The 15,554-nt window shown below is 44.2% G+C and carries 10 protein-coding genes and 1 pseudogene; 1 reads left to right on the plus strand and 10 read right to left on the minus strand.

The genetic code is table 11. From position 1 onward, the window contains the following. Nucleotides 1–5: 5 nt before the first annotated feature. From AOU00_RS27450 to AOU00_RS27010, 3 genes and pseudogenes are all read right to left on the minus strand, one after another. A complete protein-coding gene (locus AOU00_RS27450; RefSeq protein WP_257785372.1) occupies nt 6–131 on the minus strand; it encodes a hypothetical protein in 126 nt (41 codons plus the stop codon). Between the two features lie 568 nt (nt 132–699). Further along, a pseudogene (locus AOU00_RS09200) lies at nt 700–1,587 on the minus strand (aminotransferase class III-fold pyridoxal phosphate-dependent enzyme); the annotation flags it as partial. Between the two features lie 414 nt (nt 1,588–2,001). Next, complete coding sequence (locus tag AOU00_RS27010) at nt 2,002–2,391, minus strand: PDDEXK family nuclease (RefSeq protein ID WP_231109526.1); 390 nt, start codon at nt 2,389–2,391, stop codon at nt 2,002–2,004. A 453-nt stretch (nt 2,392–2,844) separates the two neighbouring features. On the opposite strand from AOU00_RS27010, the gene AOU00_RS25750 reads away from it, so the two are divergent. Next, entirely contained in the window at nt 2,845–3,144 is a 300-nt protein-coding gene (locus AOU00_RS25750) for a helix-turn-helix domain-containing protein (protein ID WP_081112527.1), read from the plus strand. Nucleotides 3,145–4,186: 1,042 nt separating this feature from the next. Here AOU00_RS25750 and glmS read toward each other — a convergent pair. The 7 genes from glmS to ppc form a co-directional block, all read right to left on the minus strand. Further along, nucleotides 4,187–6,019 (minus strand): glutamine--fructose-6-phosphate transaminase (isomerizing), encoded by a 1,833-nt coding sequence (gene glmS, locus AOU00_RS09210; protein ID WP_061832056.1) that lies wholly within the window; start codon nt 6,017–6,019, stop codon nt 4,187–4,189. Nucleotides 6,020–6,652: 633 nt separating this feature from the next. Beyond that, on the minus strand, nt 6,653–7,993 hold the full coding sequence (gene glmM / locus AOU00_RS09220) for a phosphoglucosamine mutase (RefSeq protein WP_013312125.1): 1,341 nt from the start codon (nt 7,991–7,993) through the stop codon (nt 6,653–6,655). 69 nt (nt 7,994–8,062) lie between these two features. Then, on the minus strand, nt 8,063–9,532 hold the full coding sequence (locus AOU00_RS09225; RefSeq protein WP_061832058.1) for a CdaR family protein: 1,470 nt from the start codon (nt 9,530–9,532) through the stop codon (nt 8,063–8,065). After that, on the minus strand, nt 9,529–10,362 hold the full coding sequence (gene cdaA, locus AOU00_RS09230; protein WP_013312127.1) for a diadenylate cyclase CdaA: 834 nt from the start codon (nt 10,360–10,362) through the stop codon (nt 9,529–9,531). Before cdaA ends, AOU00_RS09225 begins: the two co-directional genes overlap by 4 nt. A gap of 221 nt (nt 10,363–10,583) precedes the next feature. Next, nucleotides 10,584–11,207 carry a zf-HC2 domain-containing protein gene (locus AOU00_RS09235; protein WP_039275208.1) on the minus strand — a complete coding sequence of 208 codons (624 nt, stop codon included), beginning with the start codon at nt 11,205–11,207 and terminating at the stop codon, nt 10,584–10,586. Nucleotides 11,208–11,356: 149 nt separating this feature from the next. Then, the gene (gene sigW, locus AOU00_RS09240; RefSeq protein WP_016818747.1) at nt 11,357–11,923 is read right to left on the minus strand and encodes an RNA polymerase sigma factor SigW; all 567 of its coding nucleotides are present in this window, start codon (nt 11,921–11,923) and stop codon (nt 11,357–11,359) included. Between the two features lie 191 nt (nt 11,924–12,114). Beyond that, nucleotides 12,115–14,907: a phosphoenolpyruvate carboxylase gene (ppc, locus tag AOU00_RS09245; protein ID WP_061832059.1), complete on the minus strand. Its 2,793-nt coding sequence runs from the start codon at nt 14,905–14,907 to the stop codon at nt 12,115–12,117. Nucleotides 14,908–15,554 lie beyond the last annotated feature (647 nt).

Here is a 15,554-nt window from a genome sequence, read left to right on the forward strand (position 1 = left end):
CCTTTTCAAACATGTGACAACAATGTCAATGGCTTTCGCCAGGTCACCGCTTCGCTTGCCCGGTTGATCGCATGCGGCAATCCTCTGCCTAGCAGCTGTCCCGCTCGGCTCCCATGCGTGAAAGACAACAAAGAGCATCGTTCTACGCAAGAGATGCGGCTGCTTCCGGCTCCTCTGCTTCAATATGCTTGCTGCGGACGAGCTGCCCGAAGACGGGCTTTGGTTTAACATTGGGTTCGGAATTGGATTTGGGGGTGAACAAGGGATGTTCCTCCCATCGATGTAAGGCTTACTGTAGGATTCCGGCCGGCCAGCAGGAAGTCGGCCGTACCTCCGGATTCGGCACCGGAGCTGCCTTTGTCGAAGCCTATGTTTAAGGGATATTGATACACTCTATGTACGATTTGTATATTCCCCCACCTGGTGTGGATAAGTAAAGATCCGGCTGCGGGGTAGTGAGCTTTTCCTGACGATTAGATGTGACGATGGTGCTGCATGAGGCTCAAAGAATGCTCCGTATGGCATGAACGGGACAGCCCTTGGATTGGCGGTGAATTCCATGCTGTCTGACGGTACCGCAGGCAGTATGGAGAGAAAATCTTCCAATGGGGTGAAAACGTTATCTTAACATCAGGGCCGCACGGCCCCCGGAAGGCACTTCCGTGCCTCTTGCCGGGGCGGCCACCGGCTTGGCCAAGCTTAGGTCGTTACCAGCAAATCCTGGGTCTCCTGAGAGATCACCTGCTGCATACTGGACTTGATAATGTCGCAGCCGGTGGCCAGATGCTCCATCGAGACGGTCAGCGGAGGCATGATCTTTAGTACGCGGTCTCCTCTGCCGGCTCTTTCAATGATTAGCCCGTTCTCGAAGCTGATCTCCGTCATCCGCTTCGCCCCGGCTTCATCCGTGAAGCCCGAGACGTCAATGCCCCAGATCAGGCCGAGTCCGCGGATGGCGATGGACGGATGCAGAGGCTTGATTTCTTTGTCAAAGAACGAGCGCACAAACTCTTCCTTCTGCTTCACCTCGGCTTCCAGGGCGGCTCTGTCCCGGAACTCGAGAGCGGCCTTCGCGGCCGGCTTGTCGATTCCAGAGTGCGAATCAGTCAGGATATTCTCGATATAGCCGAGCGTATCCATTTCTGCGAAAGCCCCGCTCGGGTGCGGCATGAACGTAACTCCGCCCAGAGGAAGCCCCGCCCCTTCCCTCATAGACTTGGAGCTTGTCGCCGACAGGCTGCCGATCGACATGCCGTGGAAGCCGCCCATGAATGCGAATATCCCGGTTCTCTTCTTCGCCTTGCGTGCGAGCTTAAGGGCCGCTTCCACCGCGTTCGTCCCCGTCGGACCGCAGACTTGAAGCTTGTAATCCAGCTTCTTCGGCTCCAGGATCCGCTCCGAGAAGCTCTTGAAGAATTCGCGCTTGGCCATTGTATACATATCCAGACCGTGCATAATCCGGTCGGAGGTCAAGTAATCGAGAACCTGGTCCTTGATATAATCGTTGTTATGACCGTAATTCAGTGCCCCGGCACGTGCAAAAAAATCAATATATGCTCTTCCGTCCTCAGAATATAACAGCTCCCCACCTTCTGACGTCATGGATCAACATATTCTCGGCTGTCATTTTCCACAATTGTCGGTCTCCGCATGCCGGCTTGCTGGGTAGCCAGTGGACTGGTCTCTCGCACACAGCTTGGATAGGTATAAAAACCATCCAATTCTATTTTCTATCATAATTGGAAAGATGACCTAGGTAGAATTATATCAAAATTTCCAATAATGTATAGTAAAACTTCAGTTAAATTTGGTCAACATGGTGTTAATATTTTGCCTAAAAAGAGCGAATGGAGAAGAAACGCTGGGAATGGTTTGCCATCAATCGAGGAATTCGACGCGTGTCGACATTCAGGCGGGGTGCCGGCCGATTTGGGAGATCTTCCCTGTAGACATTCTCTGTCGGTGCTCCGAATCCTTGCGCTTTGCGATAACTTAACATGATTACCTGACGAATTTCTGGAAGCCTGGCTGGAAACGTGACTGGATGTCAGCTGGATACTCTGCTGGAAAATCCGTTGGATACTCGCGTTTTAGGTCGGGTGTAACGTTAACTCCAGACGGTCCAATATCGTTCGAATGATCTCGTATGCCCGATCCGCATCCTTCTTGGGGATATATTGGCGCTCTACGGTTTGCGGAATGTGCAATAAATTTTATACTTTCTTCTTGTTTTACTGTAAGCAACATATCTGTAGTCATAATGATGGGAAGCTTATTCTTGGGGTCAGTTGGATGTTTAATGCCTAACTTTTGTGCAATATAGAGGGTTTTATCTAGGGGTAATAAAGGAAATTGTTCGCGAATATCAATCTCTTGCTCTGACCACTCCATTTGGTAATGATGTGCCAATTCAAAGTGTTCAGACAGATAATGGTGAAGTCGACCACTTTTCCAACCAAGGTTTATATTCCGAAAAGTGGCCTTGACCTCTTCCTTCTTTGATTTTCCGTTGAATAGATGCTATAGATTTACTTGATCGAATTTTGTTCATTATTCACCTTCTTTTTAGAACTACTAAATCAGAGGAAAGTTCAGTTATCTTTTTCTACTCCTAAGATATATTTTAGTTTACTTCAAAATACAAATGTAGAATATAACAACTCACAGCTTTATACAATAGCAAAGCGATATTTTTTAGCTATATTTTACTTTGTATCCTATTCATAGCTACTCGTAGAGTACAGTAGGGTATGAAAAGCTATAATATGGGCTATAAGTAGGTATAATTAGTAAGCAGATGGGTCGGGTTAAAACCTATTTGATATTCTCAATAGAGGTGAACTCATGAATTATTTGGGACAGCCATGTAGAAATTTAAGACTACTCCATAAATGGACACAAGAGGAACTTGCTAATAAAATCGGGGTAACCAAACACGTTGTTTCTAATTGGGAGCGAAATGTAGCACGACCTGAAATTAATCATTTAATATCTTTAGCAGAGGTTTTTGATGTTACAACCGATTATTCACTTTGTATTGCTAATCAAATGACGTTCCCCTACTGTGTGGACTCAATGATACAATTCATTCGGACCTTAATAACGAGAAAATCAAAAAATCCTTTGATCTTTTATCATTTCTAAATTCTGGTTTTCGAATTGAATTAAATGGGCAGGTATTAGAACAAGAAGATTTGAATCTAATCGGTAAAAATATTACCTTTTTAATGGAGCATTTTGTCTCTCCTTTAAAGAAAAGATATAGTAAATAGAAAATTTTAGTACCCATTAGTTCACTTAAAGAAGTAGCGCCTCACACCTTCTTTTACAATTTAATTAACTATGTGTTAGCTGAAGTTTTACTTTTAGGGATAGTCTTTCAATATTTCTTTTGCAAGTTTCATTAGTTGCACACTCTGTAAATAGATCTCTATGTTAAGACCTTGCAATGATTCTTTTACCACCAATCTACATTCTTCATAATCTTCAAATCCATTTCTTATGTAAATTGATTTTAGATCAGTTGGGGATCTAATGCTGAGGTTCCAACCGCCTTCTTTCAAAGCTCTTTCAAACCATTTCTCACATTTTTAATTTTTTTATGCATAAATGCCATGAATAATCGGTATACGGATAATTCGTGACTTTTATGTACCAAAATTAAAATGAGTAATTCTAAGACATATTATTAAGGAACTCCCGCGAAAGATTAGTACCGAACAATCTTCAGTTTTATAAAATCAATAATTTCATCTCTATCTTCTTTAGTAAGTTCTCGAAACAAAGAAATAAGTTCTAATTCCTGAGCTTCAATGGCTAAATTAAAAATAGTGTTCTTTGATACAGGCGTATCTTCAAAGATTAACCACTCTATATGAGAAGTGAAGTTTTCTTTAATTGCTATAATTATATCAAGAGAGGGTATGTATTTATCTTACTCCAGCTCACTCAACGTTCCTTGAGAAATTCCAATTATATTTGCAAACTTTATTTGATTCAAGTTGTTTGTTTTTCTAATAGTTCAAATTCGTTGCCTATTGTAGACATAATTACCCTCCTAAGCTAAAAAGATCCCGATATATTATCGGGATCTTTCTTGATGTTTGTAAAATGACTAGTTCCAGACTTTTTTACTGGTTCCACACTTTTTTATCACCAGACAAAAGTCATAAAAGCAACTTAAAGCTTATTCTACAGTAACACTTTTCGCCAGGTTACGTGGTTTATCAACATCATGACCCAGGGCAAGAGAAGCGTAGTAAGCCAATAATTGGAGAGATACAACTGAAATTGCAGCAGACAGAATTGGAAGTGTCTTCGGAATAGCAAATACCTGATCCACGGACTTCAGCAACTCAACTGCGTGCTCTTCGTACGTAATCGCAAGAACATCTGCACCACGAGCCTTGACTTCCTTAATGTTGCTCACGGTTTTCTCCAACACGGATTCCTGTGTTACCAAAGCGATAACCGGAATGCCGTCTTCAATCAATGCCAGTGTACCATGCTTCAATTCACCCGCAGCATAAGCCTCGGAATGAATGTAGGAAATTTCCTTGAGCTTCAGGGAGCCTTCCTGTACTACAGCATAGTCCTGACCGCGACCAATAAAGAACAGGTGCTTGTGGCTTGCAATTTGCTCAGCATAGGCTTTGATCGCATCTGCTTTACCCAGCATCTCTTCCACTTGCTCTGGCAGGGATTCCATAGCAGCCAGCACATGAGCTACTTGCTCATCCGTTTGTGTGCCACGCACTTGAGCGAGATACAAACCAAACAGATAGAACGCAATCAACTGTGAAGAATATGCTTTAGTGGAGGCTACGGCAATTTCCGGTCCTGCCAGTGTAACCAACACATCATCTGCATCACGGGCAATGGAGCTACCGACTACGTTTGTAATCGCCAGTACATGAGCGCCATTTGCTTGTGCTTCACGCAGGGCTGCCAACGTGTCAGCAGTTTCACCGGATTGGCTCACCACGATCACCAATGTCTCTGGTGTTACGATAGGTGAACGATAACGATATTCGGAAGCCACATCATTTTCTACCGGTATACGAGCCAGACTTTCAATAACTGTACGACCAATCAAACCAGCATTGTAAGCTGTACCACATGCAACAATTTGAATGTTACGGATATTTTTAATTTGTTCTTCTGTCAGCTTCAGCTCAGGAAGAACAACTTTTTTAGTATCTTTATCGATACGGCCCAACATTGTGTCACGATAAGCCTTAGGCTGCTCGTGAATTTCTTTCAACATGAAATGCTCATAGCCGCCTTTTTCCGCTGTTACAGCATCCCATTCGACATGAATCATTTCCCGAGAAATAAATTGGCCTTCGATTGTCATTAATTCGACAGCATCACTGGTCAAAACTGCCATTTCGCCATCGTTCAAAATAAATACATTGCGTGTATATTTCAGAATAGCCGGAATGTCGGAACCGATAAAGTTCTCGCCTTCTCCCACACCAATAACCAGCGGGCTAGCTTGACGAACAGCAACCAGCTTATTAGGCTCGTGCTCTGTCAGCACACCCAGTGCAAAAGCACCGCGCATAAAGGTAATTGCTTTTTGTACTGCTTTAACGATATCCCCTTTATATTCACGCGCAACCAGATGGGAAATAATTTCCGTGTCCGTTTCGGAAATAAAGGTATGACCTTCGCTGATCAGCTGCTCCTTCAGCTCCAGATAGTTCTCAATAATTCCGTTGTGAACTACGGAGAACTTTTGGCTCTCATCCAAATGTGGATGGGAGTTTTCATCAGAAGGCTTACCGTGCGTTGCCCAACGTGTATGTCCGATACCTGCATGGCCTACCAACGGCGTACCATCCAGTTTAGCTTCCAGATTCGCCAGACGACCTTTAGCCTTGGCTACTTGCAATCCTGAATCTGTAAACACGGCAATCCCCGCAGAGTCATAACCGCGATACTCCAGCTTTTTCAATCCGTCAATCAATACCTCTTGCGTATTCTGATTACCAATATATCCTACAATGCCACACATATTCGTTATCCTCCCGATCATCATTTCACAAGACGACTCATCACAGGACTAACGTGTGCGGTAGATTGTGGAATAAAGTTCATTCATCTATGAAGTTGTCAATGATAACTATAGAATTTACAGGCATCTCTTCACGAATGTAACGAAATTCCCAAACCGCGCACGCCAATGATGATGGCCGCACATTCATGAAATGAATCTTATAATTTAGGTTATAAAATAATAAAAGCATCTACCGGTGCGTTGTGTAAACAGTTGCCTGCTCATTTTCCGCTGCCGGTTTACGGCTTGATGCTTCACCGGAAGGTCCCCGCCGAATGTTTCGAACACCTTCACCTCGTCAGCTTGTTTTGTCGTGAACCGATTTGCGAGCAACTTTATCTCAACTGAATCCGTTGCTTCTCCACCAAGTTCCCCCCGCACAAAATCAAGCTCTGGCGCTTGTATTACGTTACCTTACAACCCTCGCTTTCTCTATCTGAGTCACAGCATCCCTATATTATATTCAGCTAAGTATCATTTGGCAATGACACTTTATTCATAATTACACTATGAAGGCCATAAATCGTTAGTAAATAACCGCAAACGCCGTTGCCTGCTTCTTTTTCACAGGCAACCGACGTTTACAAAATTTTAAACTAATTCTTTCTTCACGACATCTACGATCTGACCGACAAATTGCTCCAGTTCGTCCTTATCCGGGCCTTCGGCCATCACACGAATAAGTGATTCTGTGCCTGAAGCACGGACCAATACACGCCCATTATCGCCCAATTGTTGTTCCACCTGCTCAATTGCTTCTGCAATGGCAGGATTCCCTTCGTAATTGCGTTTGTCCTGCACACGCACATTTACGAGCACTTGCGGATACTGTTTCATGAGCGATTTTAGCTCACTCATTTTCTTGCCGGATGCTTTCAAGGTATCTACCAGCTGAATCCCAGTCAGCATGCCATCGCCTGTCGTATTGTGATCCAGGAAAATAACATGACCAGACTGCTCACCGCCTAGGTTAAATCCACCCCGTCGCATTTCTTCCATCACATAACGGTCCCCGACCGCAGTTTTTGCAGTCTTGAGTGCCAGCTTTTCAGTAGCTTTATAAAAACCGATATTACTCATCACTGTCGATACAATGGTGCTGTCCTTGAGTTTTCCCGCACGGTTCATTGCATCTCCGCAAATGCAGAGAATATAGTCGCCGTCTACCTCTTCCCCGTTCTCATCAATCGCGATTAGACGGTCGGCATCGCCGTCAAAGGCCAAACCAATATCTGCTTTCAAGCGGCGTACTTCCTCTTTCAGCTTTTCAGGATGAGTCGAGCCGCAATGATCATTGATGTTCAAACCGTTCGGCTCGGCACCAATGGTGTGTACCTCAGCTCCCAGTTCTGCAAAAAGCTTCGGTGCCAGCTCATAAGCTGCTCCGTTAGCACAATCCAGTACAATTTTTAACCCTTCAAAAGAATGGCTAATTGTTGTTTTCAAGAACTCCAGATAATCGTAGCGAGAATGCTCGTCTACAACAACCGTTCCCAATCCACCGCCAATCGGACGAGGCAGTTGGTCTTCTTTTGCATCCATGAGCTCTTCAATTTTCAATTCCGTTTCGTCTGTCAATTTAAAACCGTCACCGCCAAAAAACTTAATGCCGTTGTCTTCAACTGGATTGTGTGATGCTGAGATCATTACCCCAGCGTCAGCTTTCAATTGACGTGTGAGATATGCCACCCCAGGTGTCGAAACAATACCTAGACGAACCACATTAGCCCCAATGGACAGCAAACCGGCTACAAGAGCCGATTCCAGCATCAGTCCGGATATCCGTGTATCCATACCAATAACAACTGTCGGTTTCTCTACATTACCTGCTAAAACATATCCGCCGCAGCGGCCAATGCTATATGCCAGTTCGGCTGTAAGTTCCTGATTAGCAACGCCTCGTACACCATCTGTACCAAAATATTTCCCCATGTAAAATGACTCCCTTTTTTTGTCTAATAAATCTTGATTATTTTGATTATTTACTACAGATAAAACATGTTATGGCTGACTGTTCTCCGAGGTTCCATTCGCAGAAGAATCTGCGCCGTTATGAGGATTTGTTTTATCCTCCGCAGCTGCGTTGTCCCCGGTCTTAGCGTCAGAGTCCCCACCTTGACTGCCTTGCCCCTCCTGTGGCCTCTCCTGCCCCTTTTCGCCACTACCAGAGGGGTTTGATTCATTCTCACTATTCGGATTCATTACAGCAGGCGTAGAAGGACTCTCAATGTTGACCGTTGCCTTTAGTTGGTCAGCATTTCCGGCTTGCGTAATATATTTAGGCAAGCCTACTTTCAGAGTAACCTCGTGTTGACCAGCCGCGAGGCCACTTACATCTGCCACCAAACTAATATCATCATTGGTTAAATTATTTACCATATCCTGCGGGCCCTTCACAGTAACATCCATCGTCTTACCTACGGGTGCTGTAACAGTCGTAGTCGCTTTATCTCCTGCACCTTGTAAAACGATTGGGATGCCTGACAGCGTCCTTTCCGTATCTGTGACTTCATTGGAAGGGACGACGGTCACCTGAATTTGTATTGACCCTGGCTCGATTTTATCAGAACCTGAGGGGGCTGCCAAATTAGCTTGAACTGTACGAGTCCCCGCTTCCGTGAATTGACTTAAATCCAATGTAGCTGTGACGTAAGAACTGAGGCTGCTCAATACATCCTGCGATGCATACACCGCCGCTTCCTTCACGTTTGCATTGACTTTAGAAAGCGCCAATCCGTCTGGCAACTCTCCAGCATAGACAATCTTAACAGGCACAGATTTCGCCTGCTGAGTTACCGGAATTTCAACGGACACAGTGGATGGCTCAATGACCGCTCCTGTAAGTTCCTGTCCCTTTTTGTTATAAGCCTTCAGTTTTACACGCTTCTGTTCAAACTTTTCTGAGATACCATCCGTATTAACAGCCCCTTGAACGGCAGTAACGGTACTCAACTGGCTTTTAGGCAAGGTAACCTTCACGGTTTGAGGAGCAATTACAGGCTTGCCAAGCTGCAGTCCCCCATCTGGGTTTCCTTTAGGAACTATAGATACATTAAATGATTTCGTTTGTTTTTCCTCAATCGTCACTGTAACACGGTTAGGAGTCATAGACACCAACTCCACTCCATCCGGCAAGTCCGGTTCGAGTGACAATGTTTTAGTACCTGCTCCTAAGCCGTTTAAGTTTAGCTTTGCCTGATAATTATCCGCGAAAAAAGAAGTCAGCACAGAGCGCTGTCCTCTAACCTCCATCTTAACATGGTCAGTATCCATGGTAGACAATACATATTTTGAATCATCCAGACCACTAGCCTGAATGCCCACATTATCAATCACTTTATTATTATAAGAAACGGTCAGCGTAGATGAAGGTGTACCTGTATCTAGATGGACCATTCCCCACAGCAGGACAGCAACCGCAAGCGCCAATATCTTGGAAATCGTATTATTGTTAATCCATTTGTCCATCATGAATTTCCACGGCCTCCCCTCCGATTCCAGAATGAGCCGCGTTTTTCTTTCAAGGACGGTGTTGGCCGCAACTCCTCATACAGCTTGGAGATTAGGGATTCTTCCTTAATGTCGCGCACGACCTGTCCATTAATGGCCAAAGAAATTTGCCCTGTTTCCTCCGATACCACGACAGTTACGGCATCCGTTACCTCACTCACCCCAATCGCAGCCCGGTGACGGGTTCCCAACTCCTTGCTGATGAACGGATTTTCCGATAATGGCAAATAACAGGCCGCAGAAGCAATCTGTTTATTTTGAATAATCACCGCACCATCATGCAAAGGCGTATTAGGAATGAAGATGTTAATTAGCAGTTCAGAACTGACTACGGCCTGTGTCTTGATACCAGACTCCGTATATTCGTTTAGCCCTGTCTCGCGCTCAAATACAACCAAAGCTCCTATTTTCCTACGTGATAGATAATTCAGCGCCTTAATCATTTCTCCGATTAGCTTGTTAATCTCTTCATCATCCGCAGACGAACGCCCAAATAATTTTCCACGCCCCAACTGCTCCAGTGCACGACGCAACTCAGGCTGAAAAATAATAAAGATAGCCACCACACCAAAGGTGAACATCTGGTTCATCAACCACTTGAGCGTATACAAATCAAACCAGGTGCTGACCGCCCAAATGACAACTAGAAACAGAATCCCTTTCAACAATTGAACTGCACGCGTTCCGCGAACAAGTAAAATAAGCTGATACATAATATAGGTTACGATCAAAATGTCGATAATATCTTTAATGGACTCTTTCCAAGTCAGGTCCGCAAAATAATCCAACATGCGCATGCCCCCGCAATTTTCTGTAGTGAGTGGGTGTAATATGTACACAGTATGCTCTCTCTATCTAGGTTATAACGATCAGGCTCACGTTGCAAGCTGTGTGACAAAAGAACCGCTAAAATCAGTAAAATACAGTACAATTCGCCAGCTTCATATACAAAAAAACGCCTTTTCCAGCGGAAAGAGGCGCTCGATATTGTCCTTGCCATTTCAAGCTTCTTTTATGGAGAAGAGGGTCCCCCGAATAAATCAGTAACCTTGTACCAAATCCAATCCAAGGTTTGATCGATACTTTTAACCTGTCCTGCAATATGGGCGGTTGAAGCTTGATAGTAAGAGCCGTCAATCACAGTAAGATTTCCTTCCACATCACCGTATACACGGGCCTCACCATTTTGTACTGTTAAATCTCCGGCAATGGATTTCCCTTCAGGTACAATTACAGTATCGCCCTGAATAACAACTTGATCTAGATTGCTTCCTTTGACTACCAATTGATGGTCCGTGCTAGAAAAGCTGACCATACTTGAGCATATCACAATAAGGAAGAAGGCGGCAGCTGTTACAGCGGGATGCCTCTTCACCCAAGTTAGCATAGGCACCGCAGGCTGTCTTTTATGCGGCGGCAAAGCATTCATAATGCGAAATGTCAGCTCATCCGATACACACGGCACTTGATGATAGCGTGTACCGTAAAGCATCGCATCCGTCCGCTCCAGCTCTTTAAAACGCATGCGGCATTCCGGGCAGTCTAACAAGTGTTGTTCCAACTCATGTTTGTCCTGCTCAGACAGGTCGCCATCTAGATAGTCATGCATAAAAGAGACGGCTTGTTTGCAATCCATATGAGCCAATCCTTTCTAATATTCTTCCGTGTTTCTCAACATAACATGCTCCGGCTTAGAAACTTTGCTCATCTTACATACGTTACAACGAGCATTATGTTTCATAAAACATCTATGCAGACTCTTTTCCTAGAATCTATGCGTATGATCTATAGCTTGTGCTCCAGTTTTTTGCGCAGAAAATCCCGCCCCCTGTGTACTCTTGTCTTAATAGTGGTAACTGGGAGATTGAGCACATCGCTGATTTCCTGTAAGGAAAGCTCCTGCAAGTACCGTAAAACCATAATCGTTCTGTATTTATCTGGAAGGCTGTCAATGGCGTCATGAATCAAAGCCTGCGTTTCGGACAGAAGCGTACTCCCCTCAGGGGTAAGCTCTTCACTGGCGAGCATGGCGTACCCATCGACACCTTCCTGATCATTCATTTCAGCATCAAGTGAGTATGTAGGTTTTCTCCTTCGCAGACGATCAATGCACAGATTTGTAGCAATTCGATAAATCCAGGTTGAGAACTTCTGCCCATGATCATATTTTTCCAAATTACGATACACACGCAAAAAAGTTTCCTGCACCAGATCCTCCGCCTCATGGCGATTACCTAGCATCCGGTAGGAAAGATGAAAAATCCGATCTTTATATAACTCGACTAACTCCGCAAAAGCTCGCTGATCGCCTTTCTGTACCAGCCTTACCAAGCGGCTTTCCATATTATCCACTCTATACTCCCCCAGACTTGCTGATGGGTTACTTATTACATGTTTATGATTATTCATCGTAGTTTAATTTTATCCAGAAATCAACTGTAGCCTTGTTACTAACTGCAAGCACGCCTACCATCAATATACAAACAGCACAATCGGGCACCCCATGAGTACCCGATTGCCTGTTTTCGTACAACCGTACTATATCAGCCCGTATTTCTTAAGCCTGCTGCAATTCCGTTAATTGTCAACAATACCTCACGCAGCATTTCAGTGTCATCACCGTTCTGATCCCTCAGCTCCCGTAGCTCACTTAGCAATTGAACCTGCAAGTAACTTAACGGATCGACATAAGGATTACGCAACCGGATAGATTCCTGAATAACCGGCACGTCGTCCAAAATCTCGGATTGTCCGGTTATTTTCAAAATCAACTCAGATGTCAGCTTGAACTCCGCTGAAATCTGCCCGAAAATACGTTGCCGGGCCTCTTCTTTATCCGACATCCCAGCGTACTCTTCTGCAATCAGTAAATCCGCTTTAGCGATTGCCATTTTCAGTGTATCAATAAGTGACCGGAAGAAAGCAGAGTCCCTAAACATCGTTTGCAACACTTTAAGATTATCCTCATTGTTTTGATAGAAGCTTTGCAAGCCTGTTCCAGCCGCATACCATGCAGGTAACAAGTAACGGCTTTGTGTCCATGCGAAAACCCACGGAATGGCGCGCAAGTCCTCAAAACGTTCGCTGTTCTTACGCTTGGAGGGACGAGATCCGATATTCAGTTCCCCCACCTCGGGCAACGGTGTAGATTCTTTGAAGAAGTTGAAGAAATCCGGATCCCGGAAAATCAAATCCTGATACTTATCCAGTGATACTTGGGAAATGCGGGCGATAATCTCCTCCCAGCTATCCTCAAACACTTCCTTCTTCCCGGAACGATGATATGCCACAGCTGTAATCAGCGCCGATGTTGCCTGCTCCAAGCTCCGGTACGCAATGCCTCTAAGCGAGTATCGGGACGATAGTACTTCGCCTTGCTCCGTGATTTTTATTCCGCCTCCAATCGTATGAGGAGGTTGAGCCAAAATACTGCGATTAAGTGGCATTCCTCCACGTCCGAGCGCACCTCCACGTCCGTGGAAAAACTTCACTTTTACGCCAAACTCATTAACTACTTCGGTAATTCTATTCATAGCGACCCGAAGTTCCCAGTTCGCTGTAACTACACCGCCATCTTTATTACTGTCCGAGTATCCCAGCATAATCTCCTGAAGGTGGTCCATCGCAGCCACAGATTGTCGATATACAGGCAAGTTCATCAATCTTCTCATAATATCAGGTGCAGCGTGTAGATCATCTATTGTTTCGAACAAAGGAACGGATTGCAGCGTACAGATAACAGTGCCATCCTTCTCGATGCGGAACAGGCCCACCTCTTTGGATAAGACCATAACCTCCAGTACGTCACTCGCTCCCTCAGCCATACTGATCAAGTAGCTTGTAATGGACTGCTTGCCGAATTCCTCCTGAGCTAAATAAATCGTACGATATACGTCAAGACATTCCTGTGTGCTATCGCTATATCTTAAATATGGCGAAGTAATCGGACGAGGTTCATTCAGCAGCTTTTCCAGCAGATTTATTTTTTCTTCTTCTGACAGCTTACTGTAATCCGACACAATATTCATTTTAGAAAGAATTTCAGTCATCGCACTTTCATGTTCTTGACTATGCTGACGCACATCCAGTGTAGCTGTATGGAATCCAAACAACTCTACCTGGCGAATCATCTTTTGAATATATGTGTTTGCCACATAATCGGCAAAATGATGACGCAGGCTGTTGTCAATAACATTTAGGTCTGCAATGAGCTCTTCCGCAGAATTATAACGCTCATGGGTACCCTGTTTGCTTTCATCCAGGATGTTGTTCACTTTAGCAATCATATATGCCAGTTTAATGCGGTAAGGCTCTTTTTCGTTATGCCATACTTCCATCTTTTTAAGTGTAATATGAGTACGGTCTTCTTCAATAGAAGCCAGTAGATCATCGGAAACTCGCACAATGCTGGTGCTGAAACTCAAGTAACCCATGAGTTCCTTTAACGTGTGCTGATATTCTCTCAAAGCCAACTTGCGCTGCATACGTAACGTTTCCCAAGTCACATGAGCTGTCACAGACGGATTGCCGTCCCGGTCTCCACCGATCCAGGAACCAAATCTCAGATAAGTGGGTATGTGCCATTTTTGTTCGGGATAATATTTGTCCAAACATCGTTCCAATTCTTGGTACACATCTGGCAGTACATGAAACAAGGTCTCGTGAAAATAATACATTCCATTTCTTACTTCATCTAATACAGTTGGCTTGCGATCACGCAACTCATCTGTCTGCCAAAGCGTAATTACTTCGTTTAGCAGATTCTCCCGTACCTGTTCCCGCTCACGTAAGGTAAGCATCGGATTATCCAGCAGCATGACGTCCTCGGAAATGCGCTTGTGGATATCAAGTATTACTCGTCGTGTCGCTTCTGTAGGATGTGCGGTCATGACCAGCTCCAAAGAGAGCTCATTCAGCAAGTTGCTAACGTCCTCGGCGGAGAAGCCCCCTTGTTTAAGCTCCTGAACGGAACTTTCAATGGAACCAGGTTGAACATCTTCACCAGCGGAATGCTCATAATCCCGCTTACGACGAATACGATGGTTTTGCTCAGCGATATTCACCAACTGAAAATAAATCGCAAACGCGCGAATAACCTGGTGACGAATATCCGTATCCAGTCCGCTGACCATTTGTTTGAAATTCTCATACAACTCCGGTTGATACCCGGCACGTAACGATTTACTTGTCTCACGTATTTTCTCCACGATATCCAAAAGTTCGTTGCCACCCTGATGAACCAAAACCTCACCAAGAATATTCCCTAGAAAACGAACGTCCCGCCGCAGCAGATTGTTGGATTGGTTTTTGTTAGCGGTTAACGTAAGCTCAGTCATGCTTTTCCCCCCATCTGATCTGTTCCACACCATATACAGTTGTAGCAAAGGTACGTATACATACGAAATTTGACACTTTCTTAACATCATACAATAAAACCGCATGAAAAGCTGCAAAATTTACAGTAAAAAATCATGTTTTTGAAATACTTCTTTTTGGTAAAATATTGGATTTTTATGCAAAAAGATGAAATCGATAATAGAAATGAATGTATACACTAGTGATGCGTGAAACATTATGCACAGTCTCTTATAAAGAGTGTGGTTTTAAAGGTCCAAATTCATGCAACATGCTGTGTATATGTTTATTAATTGTTGACAAAGTCAACCCCATTATCCTTCTATCCACAAAGATATACACAAATTAGCCATTTCCTTAGTGTTTCTAGGGCATTTCCTCTTTAAGACTTTGCTTTTACCCACATAAATAAAAGGGAATGTGCACAACGCAAGAGCAGATGCAGAGTTATCACCATGAATTCGTACCATAATAGCTATAGGATTCCTATATTCAAAGGATTTGATCACGAAATTAGCCTTACTGCAGGAGATCGGGGGTACGCTAGAGGGGAAATTCGGGATCTAGATGTCATAAGTAACAAGAGCCTATGTACAATATGCACAAGTCATCCCCAACTGTGCATGAC

Source organism: Paenibacillus polymyxa (assembly GCF_001719045.1).
GTDB lineage: Bacteria > Bacillota > Bacilli > Paenibacillales > Paenibacillaceae > Paenibacillus > Paenibacillus polymyxa_B.